This window comes from Pantoea cypripedii, from assembly GCF_002095535.1.
Classification (GTDB): domain Bacteria; phylum Pseudomonadota; class Gammaproteobacteria; order Enterobacterales; family Enterobacteriaceae; genus Pantoea; species Pantoea cypripedii.
This window is the reverse complement of record NZ_MLJI01000001.1, coordinates 2875626-2894027: the sequence shown is the minus strand read 5'-3', so window position 1 is coordinate 2894027 and position 18402 is coordinate 2875626. Positions and strand designations below refer to the sequence as shown.

The window sequence follows — 18402 nt, the reverse complement described above, 5'->3', positions numbered from 1 at the left end:
GCATGGCATTGCGCGATAAATCGCGCCGCTACAGTTCCGGGTCGTTATTGAGGCACCAAAGGATGAGTGACCAGCGTGACGACGCGCTGCTCACTTTGGCTGAAACGCGCCTGAAGCAGAGTTTGCCGATTAAATTGCGCAGAAAAATCTTGGGTTAAACGCAGTCGGGCGGTATGGGTCGTCAGATCGAGCTGGATCAGCTCCGCCTGGAGAAACTCCATTGGCTGGTGTAACTGCGGCCACAACGCCTTATACACACTTTCCTTCAGTGAAAACAACAGCGTCGCCCCCGTCGCGAAGGGCAGTGCAATCTGTTGCAGCAGCGCACGTTCCTGCGCATTCATCAACATATCCGCCGTTTCCTGTGCCGTCCTGGCAGCCATCACCTGTTCCACATCAACACCGACGCACAGCGGCTCACGCGTGGCGGCAATCACCACCTGATTTTGACTATGCGACAGTGAGGCCTGCACGCCTGCGGGCCAGCAGGGCGAACGATCGGGAGCGCTGAGCAGCAAAAAATCCGCCACGCCAAATTGCGACATGACTGCGCGTGCCAGCCAGCGGCTGGCCAGATGTTCGGATTTACGTTTAATCACCGCCTTTTCCAGTGCGGCAGGCAGTGGCAATTGCCAGCGTTGATGCAGCTCAGCCTGCCAGTGTTGTTGGTCAAACTGACACCAGGCGAGCAGCGGATCGCCAGGCGTAGTGCCAGCGGCGAGCAAAAAGGGTGATTCAGGAACGGTAAGCGGTGTGGCGGGTGTAAACATAAGGAATCACGGCTGACGGAAAAAGGCATTTAACCAGTCAGCCGGAGAGAGGGCAAGCTCAGCGCTCACCGCCTTTAGTCATTAGGGGGAATGGCAAAACTCTTGATCGATACCACAAAATGCTGATGGCCTTTACTGATACGCGCACCGCGATCGCACCAGCGAGACGCCAGGCGGAAGAAATCGTCGCTGCCAATATCGTAAGCCAGTTCGACTTTACTGATACCGGAGTGCAGGAGTTCTTCAGCGTCCTGCAGATTTTTTGCTTTGATGACCATAACGGTTTTCCATCGTAAAACAGGAGACTAAAGGTTAGGGTAATAGTGTGACAGTTTTGTTTCACTCAGATGAATTGCTGTCACAATTTGGCAAAAATGTGATCTGGGGCAGAATTTATTACGCCCGGTAACTTACTGATTATCTGGTATAAACAATGTTAATTCTGGCTATTTTCTGATACCCATTAAGGGATTGGACAACAGGAGGTTGAGATGACAGTACCCCGGCTCGAAACGCCACGATTGTTTCTGGAATCGCTACAAAGCAGCGATGCCATCCAGGTCCAGCAGATCTTCCCACGCTGGGAAATCGTACGGCATCTGACTAACGCGGTACCCTGGCCATACCCTGCGGACGGGGCCAGTGATTACATTAACCACATCGCATTACCTGCAATGGTGGATGGTCAGGCATGGCACTGGAGTTTACGCCATCGTTCCGCGCCAGAGACAGTGATTGGACTGATCTCCCTGCGCGCCGGTGAGGAAGATAACCGGGGTTTCTGGCTGGTGCCAGAGTGGCAGGGGCAAGGATTGATGAGCGAAGCCTGTGCAGTGGTGACTGACTACTGGTTTCTGACCCTGAAACAACCTCGTCTGCGTGTGCCCAAAGCGATGGATAACCTCGCATCGCGGCGCATCTCCGAACGCACCGGAATGCGGCTGATCGACACCTTCAGTAAAGCCTTTGTCGGCGGCGAAATGCTGGCGGGCAACTGGGAAATCACGCAGGAAGAGTGGCTGGCGCAGAAATCTGCCCCGTGATGCAATATCGCACCAGGTCGTAGCGGCGCAATTTATTGCGCGCTTTTGGCAGGGATACAGCTGATAATAGCGCGATAAATCGCGCCGCTACACATATGTGCGGGCAAGTGCAATCCGAAGTTGCAGTTTGTCTGGCCTGCATGGAGTGATTGTGAGCGGCATTTTTGGTTTTAAGGCGGAGATACACGAATGAAAAGGATTTCAGTTTTCTCAGCATCCCTTTTACTAACGGGATGTCCCGGAATAAAGGATCGTATTCCTCTATCGGAAAAAGCCGGAGTTACCCTCAAAGATGATCATGTCTGCGTCACTGTTCAGCCACTTCATGATGAAAAACTCGAAGCAATATCGATTTATAGAGTGGATCATCCGGATGACAGAAAAAGTGTTTTTTCTCACCGCCTGAATCGATAGATACTGCCAGATGTGTTCCTGATAACGGATATATTTTTGAGGAAAATGTTACTTATCACTTCTCAACTAAACTCACCTCTGCTGCACGCGAACGAGCCGGAGAATGGCCTTTCAGCCGGGAGTTTGCCGTTGAGTTTCGCTTAACATCCAGCAATGGGAAAGTCACCATTGAGCAACCGGGTGAGGGAGATTGATAAATCGAGGAGGGTGCTAAGGCAGGAAAATAGCATCCTCTCTCATGATCTCTCACCACGCCGGGTAAATAGCCACATCATATAAGGTGCGCCCAGCAGGGTGGCGACCAGCCCGGCGGGGAGTTCACGCGGGGCCAGCAAGGTGCGCCCGGCCCAATCTGCCATGACCATCATTAACGCGCCACTGGGCAGGGCAAGCAGGAGTTGCTGCCCCGGTCGCCGCGCACCCAGCAGGCGCGCAATATGTGGAGCGGTGAGGCCGACAAAGGATACCGGGCCGACGATCAAGGTTGCCGATGCCGTCAGCATGGCGACAAATGTCAGGGTGAGCAGGCGGGCCTGCGCCAGAGTGACGCCGACGGAGGCGGCACAGGTTGCACCCAGCGGTAAAATGCTCAGCCAGCGCCGGAAAAACAGCGTCAGTACACTTAATATCAGCGCCATCCCTGCCGCGACTGCTGCATCGCGCGGCATGATCGAGTAAGTCGAGCCGGATAACCAGTTCAGCAAGGTGATGGCGCGTTCATCACCGGCTGCAATGACCGTCGCCACCAATGCCTGGAACAGCGCGCTGATGGTCACGCCAGCCAGCAAAACGCGATCCGGGGAAAAATGATGACGGCGGGAAAAAGATAAAATGATCAGCAACGTAACCAACGCCCCACCGGTGGTAACGCCCAGACGCAGCGCATGGGATGTGCTTCCCACCATCAGCGTTAATGCCAGCATCCCCAAAGCAGCGCCAGCACTCACCCCCATCATTTCCGGGCTTGCCAGCCGGTTACCGGTTAATCGTTGCAGTAAAACGCCCGCTGCGGCCAGCATCATCCCGGCGGCACAGGCGGCTACCTCTCGTGGTACGCGCCACGGCAACAGCGCTGCCAGATGCGAAAGCGGCGTAAACGCCCAGCCACTGGGGGATCGCCCAAAAATCAGCGAAAGCAGAAGAAACAGCGCCAGCAGCAGAAACAGAGCGAGGCTGAGTGGATAGACACGATGATCTGCCTGGATCGACTCGCCAGCACCCGCAGACACCGGGGCCAGCGGCATGGACGTAGTGCGCAACCTGAGCAGTAACCATAGTATCAGCGGAGCACCAAACAGCGCGGTGGCCGCTCCGGTTGGTACCAACTCCCCCAGCGCATTGGCAAAAGGCTGGACGGCCTGATCGGTGCCCCACAACAACGCTGCACCACACAGCGGGGCCAGTAGCAACTGGTGCAGCAGGCGACGCGCGCCAAGCAACCGTGCCAGGGCTGGGGCCGCCAGTCCGACAAAGCCAATGACCCCGACCGCACTGACCACCGCCGCAGTCAGTAGCACTGCCAGGCCAAAGCCCGCCAGCCTGGCATATTGGGTGCGTAGTCCGAGGCTGCTGGCGTGTAACTCGCCCAGGCCCAGCAGTTGCAGCGGACGTCGCAATAATAACGCCAGCAGCCAGCCAACCAGCAACTGCCCGGCCAACTGACGTACCGATCCCCAGCCCGCCTGGACCAGCGAACCGGCTCCCCAGATAAACAGGCTGTGCAGATAAGGGGCGTACAGCAATTGCAGCACGGTGATCACTGAACCACAGAATAAGCTCACCACCAGACCGGCAATCGCCACCCGCGAAGGCTCCAGCCCACGCGAGGCTGACAGGGCCAGCACCAGTCCGGCTGCCGCCATCGCCCCGATCAGCGTCACCGTTTGCGTCCCTGCCACCAGCCAGTGCGGGAGAAATATCGTGACCAGTGAGAGCGCGAGCTGGGCACCGGCAGCCACTCCCAGCGTCATCGGTTCTGCCAGTGAGTTACGCAGCGTTTGCTGAAACAGCAGACCCGCCAGCCCCAGCGCTGCCCCGCATAACAGGCTGATCACCAGACGCGGCAACCATCCCTGCAACACGATCAGTTGCCGGATTGAGTGCGCTGGCATCGGCAGTAACTGGGCAAAGTTATGCAGACTCAGCAACACCAATGGCAGCAGTAACGTCAGCAGCAATGTTATCCGGGCGCGCAGGTTCAGGGGCTTCATGCGGAACGATCTCGTAGCGCTGCGGACAATTGCCGGGCAAAACGCATGGCGGAGGGGAGCATGCCAAATCCCCAAAAGGCGGGTAATGGCGCACTATGGCCTGCCTGCACCGCAGGGAGCGCCTGCCATAAAGCATTATCCGCCAGGCCGTGCGGCATACTGGCGGGTAACGGGGTGAAATAAAGGATTTGTGCCCCGGTGGCCGGGGCCAGGCTATCCAGCCCGGCAACGCTGATCCCCCAGTAATCTGTTTCTCGCTGCCAGCCATTATTGATTTTCATGGCGGTGAGAACATCCTGAAACAGGCTGCGCTGACCATAGACACCGATATGGCGTGCATCGAAAAAGCGGATAAGGAAAACGGTTAAGTCGGTTGCGTGGCCTGATGCCGCCCGGCGTAAGGTTTCTGCGGCACCGCTTATCAGATGCGTGGCAGCATCCTTGCGATGACACAGCTCACCCAGCTGGCGGGTGGCCTCGATGGCGTGTTGCCAGGGTGTCCCTGTGTCGCTGTAAATGGTGAAGGCCCGCACCGGAGCGATGCGCTCAAGGATTTCGCGCTGCGACTCCTGGCTGGAATTGATCAGGATATAATCCGGCGCTAACTGCTGTAACCACTCCAGATTGGGGGCCAGACGCAGGCCGACATCCGCTACCTGCGACGGAACCCTTGGCTCCACCACGTTGTCGTGATAACCCTCAATCTCTGCTACGCCTGCCGGGATCACCCCTATCGCCAGTAGCGTTTCCACCAGCCCCCAGTCGAGTACCACCAGACGTGGGGCGGGGAGTGAAGACGCACTCACATAACGCGTGCTCCCCACCAGCGAGAGCAACGCGAACCACTGTAAAAACGTACGTCTTCTCATGCCATTACCAGCGGTAGCGTGCGCTGGCCAGTACGTTTGCGCCATCGGCATAGGTACAGGTGGTGGCGCTATAGCACGAGGCGACATAATGACGGTCAAGCAGGTTGCTGGCGTTGAGGCTAAACAACCAATGATCACCGGTATCGTAATGAATACCCGCATCCATCACGGTGGCGGACGCCACACGAATGGTGTTTGAGGTATCTTCACTGGCTCCGATGTAACGAACACCCGCATTGACACCAAATCCCTGCATCACCCCCTGATGGAAGGTGTAGTCCAGCCAGGCCGAGGCCGTATTGCGTGGCATTCCCCATAGGCGTTTGCCTTCCAGTGAGGTGGTGCCGCCGTCCAGCGTGGTGGCGCTGTCGTTGGAGTCAATGGTAACCGCGTTCAGCCAGGTATAGGCGCCGATCAGCGTCAGTGATGGCGTCAGGTTGGCGTGCGCTTCCACCTCGACACCTTTCGATCTGACGCGCCCGGCTTGCGTGTTATACCCCGAATGTTGCGGATCGCTGGTCAGCACATTCTTCTCGGTGAGATCAAACCAGGACGTGGTGATAAAGCCGTTAAAGCCGGTCGGCTGATATTTTACCCCCACTTCATACTGGTTGGCCGTGGTGGGTTCTGCCATGCCGCCACCATATAACGTTCCAACCTGAGGAATGAATGATTTGGCGAAGCTGGCATACGGGGCAATGCCGTTATCAAACTGATAAACCAGCCCGGTGCGCCAGGTAAAGGCACGGGCAGATTGTTCGGTAGAGGAATCCGTTACCGGGTTAACGTCATCGGCATGCGCCCAGTCTTCACGCATCCCCAGCAGGTAGCTCCAGTTGCCCAGACGCATCTGATCCTGGGTATAAACGCCCAGCTGTTTCTGACGGATATGATCGTCTGAGGTGGTGTTGGGCATGGTGACGGCGCTGTAGTCTGGCGCAAAGGCATCCAGCGTTGGCGCAGCTCCCAGTCCCACGGTTTCGCGATACAGCACCCGCTGGAAATCCACCCCTGACAGCAACTGGTGCGAGATCGCGCCGGTATCAAAATCGGCTTCCAGTTGGTTATCCACTGAAAGGGTTTTCGCCTGTTCATGGTTGAAGAAGGCGTAGCGGTTGAGCACACGGCTGGAACCACTGGCGTAACCGTTGGTGAAGACATTTTCGAGGTTATCTTTCACATCGCTGTAATGCACATTTTGCCGCATCATCAGGGTGTTATTCAGGCGATGCCAGAATTCATAGCCCACGGAGAACTGGGTACGTGAATGATGATCAAAGTTGGGATCGCCGAGGTTGGTATGTGGCGAGATCTTACCGTTCGCCGTGCCGAATACGCTGCCAACTGCCGGGACAAAGTTGTAATAACCGACATCCGGATCACGCTGGTACTTGGCCAGCACCGTCAGCGAGGTATCCTCGTTGGGTTTCCAGGTCAGTGCGGGCGCGACATACACATGCTTTTGCCGCGTATCATCGACCTGCGTTTTACTGTCGGTGCCGCTGGCTGTCAGGCGATACAGCAGGGTGCCATCGTCATTGGCTTTGCCACCGACATCAAAACCGGTTTGCAGATGGTCGTGGCTCCCTGCGGTAACAAACACCTCGTTGACTGGCGTTGCCGTGGGTTTTTTACTGGTCAGATTGACCACGCCGCCGGGATTGACCTGACCATATAACACCGAGGCCGGTCCATGCAGCACCTCAATGTTGCTAAAGCCATAGGTATCATAATTGGCAATCGCATAACCGAAGCTGCTGTCGCTCGGCATTCTGGCGCCATCCAGAAATTGTTCCAGATAGAAGCCGCGGCTGAACAGATAACTCGCGCCGTTGCTGGATGCGCCACGTATTTCTGACACCACACCGGAGGTGTAGCGCAAGGCTTCCGCCGTGGTCTGCGCTGCCTGTAAATCCATCTGCTTACGCGTCACGCTGGATACCGATTGCGGCACCTCAATTTTCGGTGTTGCCGTTTTGGTCGCGCTGCTGGTGCTGGTGGACACCACGCTGGTGTCATCTGTCGATTGCCGGGCAGACTGGCTGGCCGTCACCACCATTTGCTGATCTGCTGCGCTGACTTTAGCCGCCATCAACACTAACGCCAGCGCACTCAGTACGAATGGACCCTTACCCATGCCTGTCATCTTGCACATCAATTTTCCCTATCTCTTAATAAGTTAAATAAATGCTCACCACATAAAAGTTTGTCTGGATAAGGCTTTTTTGACTCGCGTTACAAAAGCTGCACCCGCAGCGTAACGGGCAATCCCGACAAGGAGAAGGCGAATGATAATGATTTTTTTTCTTATTAAAAGATGGTGGCTGTCTGTTATTCTGTGTTCGGAGAAGTCACCCTGAAAAAGCGACAAAGGTTGTCGTAATCGATAAATAGTGGCGAAATTTTCGGGTATCAGGCGGGGGAGAGCTGATGGCAGGTGGTGAAATGAATAGCGCACTCAAACTGAAAAGTAAAATTCCGCAGCTGCAACCGCAGATGTTAACTCCGGCTCCCTCTGTCGTGTCCTATTTCTACACACGCCAGCAGGCACAGGCCTGGCATTCACACGCCACGGCGCAGCTGACATATTGCAGCAGTGGGGCGGTCACTATCCATACCGCCGAGGCAAGCTGGACCTTACCCCCTTACCGCGCGTTATGGATCCCTTCCGGGCTGACGCACCAAACCCATGCGCAGGCAGGGACGCAGACGCATAATTTATATCTGTCCGATGCGGGTGAGAAAAAATGTATTGAGGCACTTTGCCCTTTGCTCATCACCCGTCTCGTGCATCAGCTGGTAACCGAACTGGATGATTTACCCCAGCATCAGCGGCGCAATCTGCTTATCCTGGCGTTGCTGTTCAATGAATTAAGCCAGGCACAATCGGCTCGGGTGAGCTGTCTGCCGGTGGCAAAAGAGCCGCGGTTGCTTGCCTTGACCGGGCAGATGTTACAACATCCCGGCAATAGCGACACGCTGGAGAGCCTGAGCCACCAGGCTGGAATCACCCCGCGAACCCTGTCCCGTTTATTTCGTCAGGATACCGGGTTGAGCTTTGCCCAGTGGCGTCAGCAGTTAACCATCACCATGACGATTAATTTGCTGTCGCAAGGGGAAGCGGTGGAGGAGATTGCCAGCCAGCTGGGATATTGCAATGGCAGCGCGCTGATTGCCATGTTTAGCAAGGCAATGGGGCTGACACCGCAACGCTACTTTGCATGGCAGGATTGAGGCAGCACATCAGGAATTAATGTGTTCTTTACAGTAGCGTTGCTTCCAGCCTGCTGGCGTCAGGCCGGTATGCTTACGGAAGATTTGCCGAAAATAGCTGGTATCGCTGAACCCGCACTGTCGGGCCACTTCAGTTAACGACAATGAGTTGCTGATCAGCAGCTTTTCTGCTGCCAGCACACGCTGACGATGGATGGCTTCCGTCAGCGTCAGGCGAAATGTCCGACGGTAAACCCGGCCAAGATAATCGGCATTGCAGTGCAGCTCTTTTGCCAGCAGCGCAGTGGAAAGCGGCAGATGGAATCGGCTGCGGATGATCTGATGCGCCTTCCATGCCAGGGCGACGCCGGGGCTGTCATCGGCGCTTTCCTGCGGACCTGGGGCAGCGATTTGTTGCAGAATCAGCAGCAAAATGCACTCCAGCGCGATACTGCGATGAATGTTTTCCTGTTCGCTAAGAAACTGCCGAAACAGCGCAATAACGTATTGTGGATCGCCAACGCGGGTGTGCTGCGGAAGCGTTAACAGCGCCTGATGCAACCCCGATTCCCTGGCTCCTTTCAGCCATTCAAAATGCAGCCAGTAGAATTTCAGATCGGGCGGAAATGTTCCTTCCCCGACATGGCGATATCCGGGCCGCAGCAGCAGACTTTCACCCGCCTGTACGGAAAACAGCCGATCCTCTTCGCGAATTTGCAGCTCGCCACGCTCGACAAAGATGACTTCCCACGAGGCCAGGGTGCGCGCCGGATGGCTTCCCACGCCACGGGAAATAAACAAACCGCCGTTCTGCACCTGAATCGGAAACGCTATGGATAATTCGAACATCGATATTCAATTTCCTGCTTTTTGGCGACCATAAAATCACTTTGTGTCTGATTATTCATCATAAAGTGAGGTGATGCCCGATCCAGTTCACATTTCAGAAATCAGGTCGGAATTACCCTGTTTTTATACTTTTCCGTTCCCTTGTTGGTTGCCAGATTGCAGGCAGAATGAGTCAGGTACCTACCAATAAGCCCGCCATGATGCGGGTAATGTACTCTGACCCTGACGAGGAGTTTTCGATGACTTCTACCCCGATTACGCAAACCGAGCTGACGCAGCAGGCCACCAGCGATGTGCTGTCGATGCGCGAGAAAATCGGTTATGGGCTGGGGGACGCCGGTGGCACGGTGATCACCTGCCTGATTATGAATTTTCTCACGTTTTTCTATACCGATGTCTTTGGCCTGACTCCGGCACTGGTCGGAACCTTGTTTATTGCTCTGCGCGTGTTTGATGCGGTATCCGATCCGATCATGGGGATCATCGCCGACCGCACCCAGAGCCGCTGGGGACGTTTCCGCCCCTGGCAGCTGTGGGTTGCGGTGCCGATTGGCATTATTGGCGTACTGACCTTTACCGTCCCTGATGTCAGCATGAACATGAAAATCGCCTGGGCTTTCGGGACTTATTTGCTGCTCTCGATCAGCTACACGGCGATTAACGTGCCTTACTGTGCGCTGATCAACACCATGACTACCCGCCATACGGAAGTGCTTTCCTGCCAGTCATGGCGTTTTGTGTTGTGTGGCGTGGCGGGGTTTCTGGTCTCCGTCGGCCTGCCGTGGCTGGTGTCGGCGCTGGGTAAAGGCAATGCCGCACTCGGCTATCAGGCTGGCGTTGGGCTGCTGTGCACCGTGGCGGTAGTGATGTTTCTTTGTTGCTTCTTCTGGGTGCGCGAGCGCGTACCGCTGGACAGCATGGGCAAATTTACCCTGCGGCAACATCTGGCCGGGTTACGCCGCAATGACCAACTGTTGCTGATGTTGCTGATGTCCTTCCTGCTGATTAACGTGTTTAACATCCGTGGTGGTGGTTATATGTACTTCATCACCTATGTGCTGAAGGGCAGCACTGCCTATACCTCGCTATTTTTCACCATGGTGACCTTTGCCTCGATTCTTGGCTCAGTAATCGTCAGCCCGCTGTCAAAACGCATCGATACCGTCAAACTTTACTATCGCACCAATATTGTGCTGGCGGCCCTGGCGGTTTTGATGTGGTTGCTGCCCACTGGCGCGGCGTGGCAGACGCTGTGGCTGGCGGTAATCCTTGGTAACGGCATTATCCTCGGTTTTACGCTGCCGCTGCATTTTGCGCTGATGGCGTTTGCCGATGATTACGGTGAGTGGAAAACCGGCGTGCGCTCGTCGGGGATGAACTTTGCCTTCAACCTGTTCTGCATCAAACTCGCCTGGGCTTCCAGCGCCGGGATCATCAGCCTGGTGTTTATCTTCGTGGCCTATCAGCCGGGTGCCGGTAATCAAACCGCCGCTTCATTGCAGGGGATTACCATCATGGAAACCTTGCTCCCCGCCTTATTTCACCTGCTGCTGGCGTTCAGCATTCGTGCCTGCAAGCTCAATAATCCGATGATGGCGCGCATTGCCAGTGACCTGCATGTCCGCCATGTTCAGTCTTAAGGAGATCATAATGTCTGTGATGGAAATTAACCTGCATAAGCTTAAAATCAGCGACCCGTTCCTCGGTCAGTACCAGCAACTGGTGCGCGATGTCGTGATCCCTTATCAGTGGGATGCGCTCAATGACCGCATCGCGGAAGCCGATCCCAGCCATGCCATCGAAAATTTCCGTATCGCCGCGGGCCTGCAACAAGGGGAGTTTTACGGCATGGTGTTCCAGGACAGTGACGTGGCGAAATGGCTGGAAGCTGTCGCCTGGTCGCTGTGTCAGAAACCCGACGCGGAGCTGGAGAAAACCGCAGATGAGGTGATTGAACTGGTGGCAGCGGCCCAGTGTGACGATGGCTATCTCAACACCTATTTCACGGTCAAAGCGCCAGCGGATCGCTGGACCAATCTCGCCGAATGCCATGAACTTTACTGCGCCGGACATATGATTGAAGCCGGTGTGGCTTTCTTTCAGGCCACCGGCAAACGCCGCTTGCTGGAGGTGGTCTGCAAACTTGCGGATCATATTGATAGCGTCTTTGGTCCGGGGGACACACAGCTGCATGGCTATCCGGGACATCCGGAAATTGAACTGGCGCTGATGCGTTTGCATGAGGTAACCCAGGAACCGCGCTATATGACACTGGTGAACTACTTTGTCGAACAGCGCGGCACCCAGCCGCATTTCTACGATATTGAGTATCAAAAGCGGGGCGAAACATCCTACTGGAATACTTACGGCCCGGCATGGATGGTCAAAGATAAGGCCTACAGTCAGGCCCATCAACCCATCGCAGAACAACAGACGGCGATTGGTCACGCCGTACGCTTTGTCTACCTGATGACTGGCGTGGCACATCTGGCAAGACTCAGTCAGGACGAAGCAAAGCGGCAGGATTGCCTGCGTCTGTGGCATAACATGGCGCAGCGCCAGCTGTATATCACCGGTGGCATTGGCTCGCAAAGCAGCGGGGAGGCCTTCAGCAGCGATTACGATTTACCCAATGACAGCGTCTATGCCGAAAGCTGCGCCTCAATTGGCCTGATGATGTTTGCCCGGCGGATGCTGGAGATGGAAGCTGACAGCCAGTACGCCGATGTGATGGAGCGCGCGTTATATAACACCGTGCTGGGAGGGATGGCGCTGGATGGCAAACATTTCTTTTACGTCAATCCGCTGGAAGTACATCCTAAAACCCTCAGTTTTAACCATATCTACGATCATGTTAAACCGGTACGCCAGCGGTGGTTCGGCTGCGCCTGCTGTCCACCGAATATCGCCCGTGTGCTGACCTCGCTGGGGCACTATATCTATACACCGCGCGAGGATGCGCTTTACATCAATCTTTATGTCGGCAATAGCGTGGAAGTGCCGGTGGGCGAGCAAACGCTTCGCCTGCGAATCAGCGGCAACTTCCCGTGGCAGGAAAAAGTGACCATCGCCATCGATTCAGCGCAGCCGGTGCGGCATACGCTGGCGTTGCGTTTACCTGACTGGTGCGATGCGCCACAGGTGGCGCTTAATGGTGTGGCGGTAGCGCATGACATCCGCAAAGGTTATCTGCATATCAATCGGCTCTGGGTGGAAGGCGACACCCTGACGCTGACGCTGCCCATGCCGGTACGTCGTGTGTATGGCAATCCGCTGGTACGTCACGTCGCTGGCAAAGTGGCGATTCAACGCGGTCCGCTGGTGTATTGTCTGGAACAGGCGGATAACGGCGAGCAACTGCATAACCTGTGGTTGTCTGACTCCGCCACCTTTACCACTTTCGAGGGTAAAGGGTTGTTCGCGCGTAAGGTGCTCATTCAGGCCGAGGGCAGCATGCAAGCTTCCCATGACCCTGAGCAGCAATTGCTCTGGCATTATGATCGTGCGCCCACCGCCCGACAAACTCAGACCTTAACGTTTATTCCGTGGTTTAGCTGGGCGAATCGTGGAGCAGGGGAGATGCGGATTTGGGTGAATGAAGGGTGATGGTTGATTTGTAGCACTGAACTGGAGCAAGACCACCACCAGGGTGATATCCTGGTGGTGGTATAAAATAGCGAAATTTGATTTAAGGCTAATGACTTATTTCACACCCTGATTTAGCACAGCGCTGGCATTGATCACCAGACAATGCTCAGTACAAGTGTTGTTGAGGCTAATCACCGGCGCTGCTGGAATGACATAATTCATCGCGTGCTCTTTTCTGACTGAATACGCCATGCCCGCAAATGCCCAGGGCATGCCTAATGAAAGGGCACCGAACTCATCATATTTAGTGGATTTTGCAACTCTCGGTAAATTATCGGAGTTGATGTTGTAATACAAACCGCCGTTGAATTCTGCAGGAACTGATCTCAGGACTTCCGCGTTGAACAGGCGATATTCTTCCTGCTGAGGTAGTGAAAATCCATTGCGGATATTCTGGGTGCTAACAAATACCGTCAGTAAGATAAAAATAACATAAGGTATCTGCGGATATCTGATGTTCTTAAAAATCGTCAATAGACCAAAGATGAATGCTGCAGTGGTAATCAATGCAATGGCGACGATGGTGCGATACGCTGCCCAGCTCTCACTGACCAGTAAGTTTGGCAATCCGGATGCAAGCACGAAAAAGATAAACAAATAAGGTTTATTTCTGCCCTGTTTTTTCATGGCAGCGATGCCGATACCTATAATGATGAGTGAGAGGATCACAGAAAATAGCGTTCTGCCTAAGTCATAATTGGCAATGGCATTTTTTAGCGGCTCTCTGATAAACCACCATAATTTCGTTCCCAACTCCAGCGTGACATTGGTTCTGCCCAGCGTCTCATGATAAAGCCAGTACGGCAGCGCTTTGGCAAACAGCAGTGCGCTGAACATACCCAAGCCTAACATTAATATCGTCCTGATGATAATCTTGCGATCAATCTCTCGCTTTGACAGACAAAGGTCAATCATCGCAAAGAATAAAAAACTCATGCCAGCAGGCTGATAAATGGCAAAAGAAGCCGCAATAAAGATCGCTGATAATAATAATCTGCTTAATGATGTTCTATGGCTGGTGAGGCAGGTATAACTCAGACCAGAAAAATGACGGAAAGTACGTAAGGGAAACATACCGACCATGCCGTGTATACCTGAAACGAAGGCAGCAGGCATAACATCGTACTGAAAGTGAAGCGTTGCAGGTTATTCTCAAGAATCTGACGTTTGCTGGTGAAAGAATAAAGGTAACATCCCAGAGCAATCAGTGACAGGAGTGAAAATACTCTCAGAACGATAAGGCTATTAACATCGTTAATAAAAAATGAAAAAAGATAACGAAAAGAACCATACAATGGCCTGCCAGATAAAACATCCCACTTTAATATGCTATTGGGGTCCGTATTTGATGCATATACGTAAAACCAGTCATCAGAAAAAGCATAATTTGAGAGGTATATCGGGCTGTAGCCTATTAATATGAAAAAGGCGATTAAGGCATAGAATTTAATATTATGGTTTGCGCTTGAAGTATTAATCATGTCCTGTTCTTCTTCGTATATCCTGGTCAACGCATGGCAGGGTAATTGGGGGCGTAAAGGTTAGCATGCTGGACCACGATGTTGCCATCCCGATATTCAGGCAATAAAAAAGCAGCCGTAAGAGGCTGCTTTTTTTTTGGGAATTTTGGTCGGCACGAGAGGATTTGAACCTCCGACCCCTGACACCCCATGACAGTGCGCTACCAGGCTGCGCTACGTGCCGAACGTGGAGGCATATACTACCGTTTCCGCGCACGATTGCAAGATGCGAGCGGTTTAACTGCCTCATATTTAATCAGTTTGCGATGAAGCGCTTCTCTTCCGTCAGGACCTGCAACAACAACGCCAGCTGCGGCTTATGATCCTTCAGCGCTTTACCCTGGGCATCATAAGCACGGTAGCTGCCATTGTTGTTCAGCACCAGAGTCATGTCCGGTGTGGTCACCACCAGCCTGCCATCTTCGCTGCTCGCTACCCAATTATGGCTGCGCTGAGCGGCGAACAGATCTTCACCCTGAGAATAGTTAACCGGGTTAGTCCGCACATGCAGCAGACGTTGCATCAAGGTCGCCATCACATCCTGTTGATCGGTGAGGCGATCGATAGTCTGCGCTGGCGTATTCGGCCAGTGCACCACCAGCGGCACCTGCAGGGTCGCGCGGTTGCCCGGATTGTTGTCATCACCATCCAGCGCAATGGCGCGCTGAGCGGTAATCACCACCACGGTATTCTTCAGTAAATCGCGCTGTTGCAGGGTTTGCAGTACGGCGGCGATTTGCGCGTCAACACCCGCAGCCTGACGTAAATAGCTACGCTGTTGCGCTTTCAGGCTGTCGCCAGTGACGGTGACACCATTCAGTGCCACCCAGGAGAACCAGGGGGTGCTGTTGTCCTTCTGCCCGTTGAGCCAGTTTTGCCATTGGGCGACGGTCGCGCTATTCGGCTGGCTGTCCATAGCGGGCAGGGAGTAATCCGCCAGCAGTGCCTGACGATATAACGGCTGATTAAAGCCATCGGAGGAGAACAACCCGAACTGATAACCCTGGCTGTTCAGCGCGCTGAGTAACGTGGAAGGCGTACGTGCTGCCAGCACCCCATCCATATAGCTTGATGAGATGCCGTAGAACAGACCAAACAAGCCTTTTTCAGGCTGGTTTCCGGCGCTGTAGTGCTGGGTGAAGCGCACGTTGTCAGTGGCGAACTGATTCAGCGACGGTAACGCTTTTTCCACGTTGGCGTTATTCAGGCCATCCACCGTCAGCACCAGCAAATTATGACGTGTACCACCATCGCGGAAGGTGATATCGCTTAACGGATATTGTACCGATAACGCTTCCGGATCGCCTTGCTGCACCAGACGCTGCTGATACGCCTGCGCGTCCAGCAGACCGTGACGCTCAAGGAAACGTCGCGCCGTCATCGGATAGGAAAGTGGCAGGTTAGCGCGCTGCATCGTGATCGGGCGATAGAAGTTGGCATCAGCCCAGATATACAGCAGATGGCTGGCGAAGAACGCACAGATAAACAGCGCTGCCAGCGGTTTGCCAAACGAACGACGGTTGAGGCTGCGCAGCTTCTGCCAGCTCCAGGTGGCAAACAGCATCTGAACCAGAAAAATCAACCGGCACACTGATAAACATCAGCTGCCAGTCGCGCGCCATCTCACTTTGGTCGGGGTTTATCACCAGCTCCCACACCACCGGGTTGAGATGGAGATGGAAGCGGTTGAATACCGCACTGTCGACCATAATCAGCGTCAGCCCTGCGGTGGCGATGATCGCTGAAAGGAACCTGAGCAATCGCTGTGACATCACCACAAAGGTGAGCGGGAAGATCACCAGCAGATAAACGGAAAACACCAGAAAGCTAAAGTGGCCAATCCAGCTGGTATAGGCATAGATACGACCAGCCAGCGACGCTGGCCAGTCGGAAACTAACAGGTAGCGGCTGCCTAAAACTAACGCGAACAGAATATTAAACAGGGCAAACCAATGCCCCCAGCTGATCATCTGGGAGACTTTGTCACGGTAGCGCTGCCGGTTGGTTACCATATTATAAGGTCAAATCTGCAAATTAATGGGCGTTGTCATCGCGAACCGACGCTTGCAACGCATCGGCAAAAGATCGTGCCAGGCTGCGGCGCTGTGCCGGAGACACGCTGGTGTTGATCAAATTGGTTACCATATTCCCCAGTACCATCAGGGAAAGGTCGGTTGGCGCTTTGTCTTTTTCAAGAATCTGCGCCATTTGCGCGAGGAGTTTCTCCACGCGTTCGTCACTGTAACGGGATGATTGTGGCATATCGTCGACTAATCAAGTATCAAAAGGCGGTATATTACCGTAACAACGCGATTTTTTCCGCAATTTTATCAAACGCGAAACGTTCGTGTTGTGTATGGAGTTGAAAGCAGCGGCGTGCGGTGTTTGAATACGCGCCTGAGCTTAAAGGAGAGTCTATCATGAGTCTGGATATCGACCAGATTGCCCTGCATCAGTTAGTGAAACGTGATGAGAACCAGCTTGAGCTGGTGCTGCGTGATACCCTGCTGCCTGCCACCAAAGCGGTAGAGGAGATGGCAGAAGAGTTGCATCGGGTGTACAGCGCCAAGAACAAAGCCTATGGGTTGTTCGATGAGGAGAGCGAACTGGCCGCTGCGCTGCGTAATTGCCGCAAAGGGGAAGATGACTTTCTCGCCTTTAGCCGGGCGGCTACTGGGCGTCTGCGTGATGAACTCGGCAAATATTCCTTTGCTGAAGGCGGTATCGTGCTGTTTATCCATTATCGTTATCTGGCGGTTGAATACCTGCTGGTTGCGGTGCTGAATAGCCTGTCCAGCATGCGAGTTAACGAAGAACTGGATATCAGCAGCACCCACTATCTCGATATTAATCATGCCGATATCGTCGCGCGCATTGACCTCACCGAATGGGAAACGAATCCGGAATCGACCCGTTATCTGACGTTTTTGCGCGGACGGGTAGGGCGTAAGGTCGCTGACTTCTTTATGGATTTCCTCGGTGCCAGCGTGGGCCTCGATACCAAAGCACAAAACCGCGGCTTATTGCAGGCGGTGGATGATTATTGTGCGGAATCGAATCTGGATAAAAATGAACGCCAGAATTACCGTCAGCAGGTTTACAGTTACTGTAACGATCAATTGCAGGCCGGTGAGGAAATTGCACTGGAAGACCTTTCCAGTGAACTGCCGCCACTGGGTGAAAAGACTTTTCAGGCGTTTACCCAGGAGCAAGGCTACGAGCTGGAAGAGCATTTTCCTGCCGATCGCAGCACCTTACGTCAGCTGACTAAATTTGCTGGCAGCGGGGGTGGGTTAACCCTGAACTTCGATGCCATGCTGCTGGGCGAGCGCATTTTCTGGGATCCGACGACAGATACGCTGACTATCAAAGGCACGCCGCCTAATCTGCGCGACCAGCTGCAACGTCGCACCGGCGGCAACTGATTTCCGCCCATAAAAAAACGCCGCAGATGCGGCGTTTTTTCTTCAACTCGTCAGGCGATTAAGCGCGAACGAAGTCGATGTGGTGCAGTTTCGGCTTGAACGGGTGACGCTGTACAGCCTGAACTTTAACTTTGATTTCTTTACCGTCAGCAACGATGGTCAGAACGTCAGTATAAAAACCTTCTTTAGCCTGCATGTTCATGACTGAGTCGTGATCCAGTTCGATAGAAACCGGTGCTTCAGTTCCGCCATAAACGATGGCCGGGAACTTGTTAGCGTGGCGCAGGCGGCGGCTCGCACCCTTACCCTGCTCTTTACGTACTTCTGCGTTGATAGTAAACATCTTAATATCTCTTCGTTGATTCCTGTTACAGGCGACCCAGCAACAGAACGATTATTCAAACGCCATTGCGAATGCAAAAGCGGGCGGCATTATAGCCG

The 18402-nt window shown here is 54.0% G+C and carries 15 protein-coding genes, 1 tRNA gene and 2 pseudogenes; 7 read left to right on the top strand and 11 right to left on the bottom strand.

The features are described 5' to 3' along the window. Positions 1-44 precede the first annotated feature (44 nt). Both HA50_RS13325 and HA50_RS13320 read right to left on the bottom strand, forming a co-directional pair. Positions 45-770, bottom strand: coding sequence for a 4'-phosphopantetheinyl transferase family protein (locus tag HA50_RS13325; RefSeq protein ID WP_084876088.1), 726 nt, complete (start codon positions 768-770; stop codon positions 45-47). Positions 771-844: 74 nt separating this feature from the next. Continuing rightward, positions 845-1048, bottom strand: a complete 204-nt coding sequence (locus HA50_RS13320; protein ID WP_013509840.1) for a hypothetical protein — start codon at positions 1046-1048, stop codon at positions 845-847. A gap of 213 nt (positions 1049-1261) precedes the next feature. On the opposite strand from HA50_RS13320, the gene HA50_RS13315 reads away from it, so the two are divergent. The 3 genes and pseudogenes from HA50_RS13315 to HA50_RS32130 all read left to right on the top strand — a co-directional run. Then, positions 1262-1813: a GNAT family N-acetyltransferase gene (locus HA50_RS13315; protein WP_084876087.1), complete on the top strand. Its 552-nt coding sequence runs from the start codon at positions 1262-1264 to the stop codon at positions 1811-1813. A gap of 189 nt (positions 1814-2002) precedes the next feature. Beyond that, positions 2003-2227 (top strand): putative T6SS immunity periplasmic lipoprotein, encoded by a 225-nt coding sequence (locus tag HA50_RS32135; RefSeq protein ID WP_420851464.1) that lies wholly within the window; start codon positions 2003-2005, stop codon positions 2225-2227. Further along, positions 2212-2421, top strand: a pseudogene (locus tag HA50_RS32130) (putative T6SS immunity periplasmic lipoprotein); the annotation flags it as partial. The gene HA50_RS32135 and the pseudogene HA50_RS32130, both read left to right, overlap by 16 nt. A 42-nt stretch (positions 2422-2463) precedes the next feature. On the opposite strand, the gene fhuB reads toward HA50_RS32130, so the two are convergent. From fhuB to HA50_RS13300, 3 genes are read right to left on the bottom strand one after another with little or no spacing between them, the layout of a single operon-like run. Beyond that, on the bottom strand, positions 2464-4437 hold the full coding sequence (gene fhuB / locus HA50_RS13310; protein ID WP_084876086.1) for a Fe(3+)-hydroxamate ABC transporter permease FhuB: 1974 nt from the start codon (positions 4435-4437) through the stop codon (positions 2464-2466). Further along, the gene (locus tag HA50_RS13305; RefSeq protein WP_084876085.1) at positions 4434-5306 is read right to left on the bottom strand and encodes an ABC transporter substrate-binding protein; all 873 of its coding nucleotides are present in this window, start codon (positions 5304-5306) and stop codon (positions 4434-4436) included. The genes fhuB and HA50_RS13305 overlap by 4 nt, the downstream gene beginning before the upstream one ends. A gap of 4 nt (positions 5307-5310) precedes the next feature. Next, positions 5311-7461, bottom strand: coding sequence for a TonB-dependent siderophore receptor (locus HA50_RS13300; RefSeq protein ID WP_084876084.1), 2151 nt, complete (start codon positions 7459-7461; stop codon positions 5311-5313). A gap of 290 nt (positions 7462-7751) precedes the next feature. Between HA50_RS13300 and HA50_RS13295 the strand changes: the two genes are divergently transcribed. Continuing rightward, the gene (locus HA50_RS13295) at positions 7752-8540 is read left to right on the top strand and encodes a helix-turn-helix domain-containing protein (RefSeq protein ID WP_158087405.1); all 789 of its coding nucleotides are present in this window, start codon (positions 7752-7754) and stop codon (positions 8538-8540) included. A gap of 9 nt (positions 8541-8549) precedes the next feature. Here HA50_RS13295 and HA50_RS13290 read toward each other — a convergent pair whose 3' ends face one another. Further along, positions 8550-9368 carry an AraC family transcriptional regulator gene (locus tag HA50_RS13290; RefSeq protein ID WP_084876082.1) on the bottom strand — a complete coding sequence of 273 codons (819 nt, stop codon included), beginning with the start codon at positions 9366-9368 and terminating at the stop codon, positions 8550-8552. A 239-nt stretch (positions 9369-9607) separates the two neighbouring features. On the opposite strand from HA50_RS13290, the gene HA50_RS13285 reads away from it, so the two are divergent. Then, positions 9608-11008 carry an MFS transporter gene (locus HA50_RS13285; protein ID WP_084876081.1) on the top strand — a complete coding sequence of 467 codons (1401 nt, stop codon included), beginning with the start codon at positions 9608-9610 and terminating at the stop codon, positions 11006-11008. 10 nt (positions 11009-11018) lie between these two features. After that, complete coding sequence (locus tag HA50_RS13280) at positions 11019-12974, top strand: glycoside hydrolase family 127 protein (protein ID WP_084876080.1); 1956 nt, start codon at positions 11019-11021, stop codon at positions 12972-12974. Positions 12975-13070: 96 nt separating this feature from the next. Here HA50_RS13280 and HA50_RS13275 read toward each other — a convergent pair whose 3' ends face one another. The 4 genes and pseudogenes from HA50_RS13275 to HA50_RS13260 form a co-directional block, all read right to left on the bottom strand. After that, entirely contained in the window at positions 13071-14099 is a 1029-nt protein-coding gene (locus tag HA50_RS13275; RefSeq protein WP_244193582.1) for a glucosyltransferase domain-containing protein, read from the bottom strand. Positions 14100-14643: 544 nt separating this feature from the next. Further along, a tRNA-Pro gene (locus HA50_RS13270) sits at positions 14644-14720 on the bottom strand. 72 nt (positions 14721-14792) lie between these two features. Beyond that, positions 14793-16548, bottom strand: a pseudogene (gene yejM, locus HA50_RS13265) (LPS biosynthesis-modulating metalloenzyme YejM). Positions 16549-16570: 22 nt separating this feature from the next. Then, complete coding sequence (locus HA50_RS13260) at positions 16571-16798, bottom strand: YejL family protein (protein ID WP_084876079.1); 228 nt, start codon at positions 16796-16798, stop codon at positions 16571-16573. Positions 16799-16956: 158 nt separating this feature from the next. Here HA50_RS13260 and yejK point away from each other — a divergent pair, with 158 nt between their 5' ends. Then, a complete protein-coding gene (gene yejK, locus HA50_RS13255; RefSeq protein ID WP_084876078.1) occupies positions 16957-17961 on the top strand; it encodes a nucleoid-associated protein YejK in 1005 nt (334 codons plus the stop codon). 58 nt (positions 17962-18019) lie between these two features. On the opposite strand, the gene rplY is transcribed toward yejK, so the two are convergent. Beyond that, positions 18020-18304 (bottom strand): 50S ribosomal protein L25, encoded by a 285-nt coding sequence (gene rplY, locus HA50_RS13250; RefSeq protein WP_084876077.1) that lies wholly within the window; start codon positions 18302-18304, stop codon positions 18020-18022. Positions 18305-18402 lie beyond the last annotated feature (98 nt).

Excerpts from the sequence above, each read along its gene's own strand:
- rplY (WP_084876077.1), bottom strand. The coding sequence starts at position 18,304 with ATGTTTACTATCAACGCAGAAGTACGTAAAGAGCAGGGTAAGGGTGCG.
- HA50_RS13285 (WP_084876081.1), top strand. The coding sequence starts at position 9,608 with ATGACTTCTACCCCGATTACGCAAACCGAGCTGACGCAGCAGGCCACC.
- fhuB (WP_084876086.1), bottom strand. The coding sequence starts at position 4,437 with ATGAAGCCCCTGAACCTGCGCGCCCGGATAACATTGCTGCTGACGTTA.
- yejK (WP_084876078.1), top strand. The coding sequence starts at position 16,957 with ATGAGTCTGGATATCGACCAGATTGCCCTGCATCAGTTAGTGAAACGT.
- HA50_RS13305 (WP_084876085.1), bottom strand. The coding sequence starts at position 5,306 with ATGAGAAGACGTACGTTTTTACAGTGGTTCGCGTTGCTCTCGCTGGTG.
- HA50_RS13300 (WP_084876084.1), bottom strand. The coding sequence starts at position 7,461 with ATGTGCAAGATGACAGGCATGGGTAAGGGTCCATTCGTACTGAGTGCG.
- HA50_RS13260 (WP_084876079.1), bottom strand. The coding sequence starts at position 16,798 with ATGCCACAATCATCCCGTTACAGTGACGAACGCGTGGAGAAACTCCTC.
- HA50_RS13295 (WP_158087405.1), top strand. The coding sequence starts at position 7,752 with ATGAATAGCGCACTCAAACTGAAAAGTAAAATTCCGCAGCTGCAACCG.
- HA50_RS13315 (WP_084876087.1), top strand. The coding sequence starts at position 1,262 with ATGACAGTACCCCGGCTCGAAACGCCACGATTGTTTCTGGAATCGCTA.
- HA50_RS13325 (WP_084876088.1), bottom strand. The coding sequence starts at position 770 with ATGTTTACACCCGCCACACCGCTTACCGTTCCTGAATCACCCTTTTTG.
- HA50_RS13290 (WP_084876082.1), bottom strand. The coding sequence starts at position 9,368 with ATGTTCGAATTATCCATAGCGTTTCCGATTCAGGTGCAGAACGGCGGT.
- HA50_RS13280 (WP_084876080.1), top strand. The coding sequence starts at position 11,019 with ATGTCTGTGATGGAAATTAACCTGCATAAGCTTAAAATCAGCGACCCG.
- HA50_RS32135 (WP_420851464.1), top strand. The coding sequence starts at position 2,003 with ATGAAAAGGATTTCAGTTTTCTCAGCATCCCTTTTACTAACGGGATGT.
- HA50_RS13320 (WP_013509840.1), bottom strand. The coding sequence starts at position 1,048 with ATGGTCATCAAAGCAAAAAATCTGCAGGACGCTGAAGAACTCCTGCAC.
- HA50_RS13275 (WP_244193582.1), bottom strand. The coding sequence starts at position 14,099 with ATGGTCGGTATGTTTCCCTTACGTACTTTCCGTCATTTTTCTGGTCTG.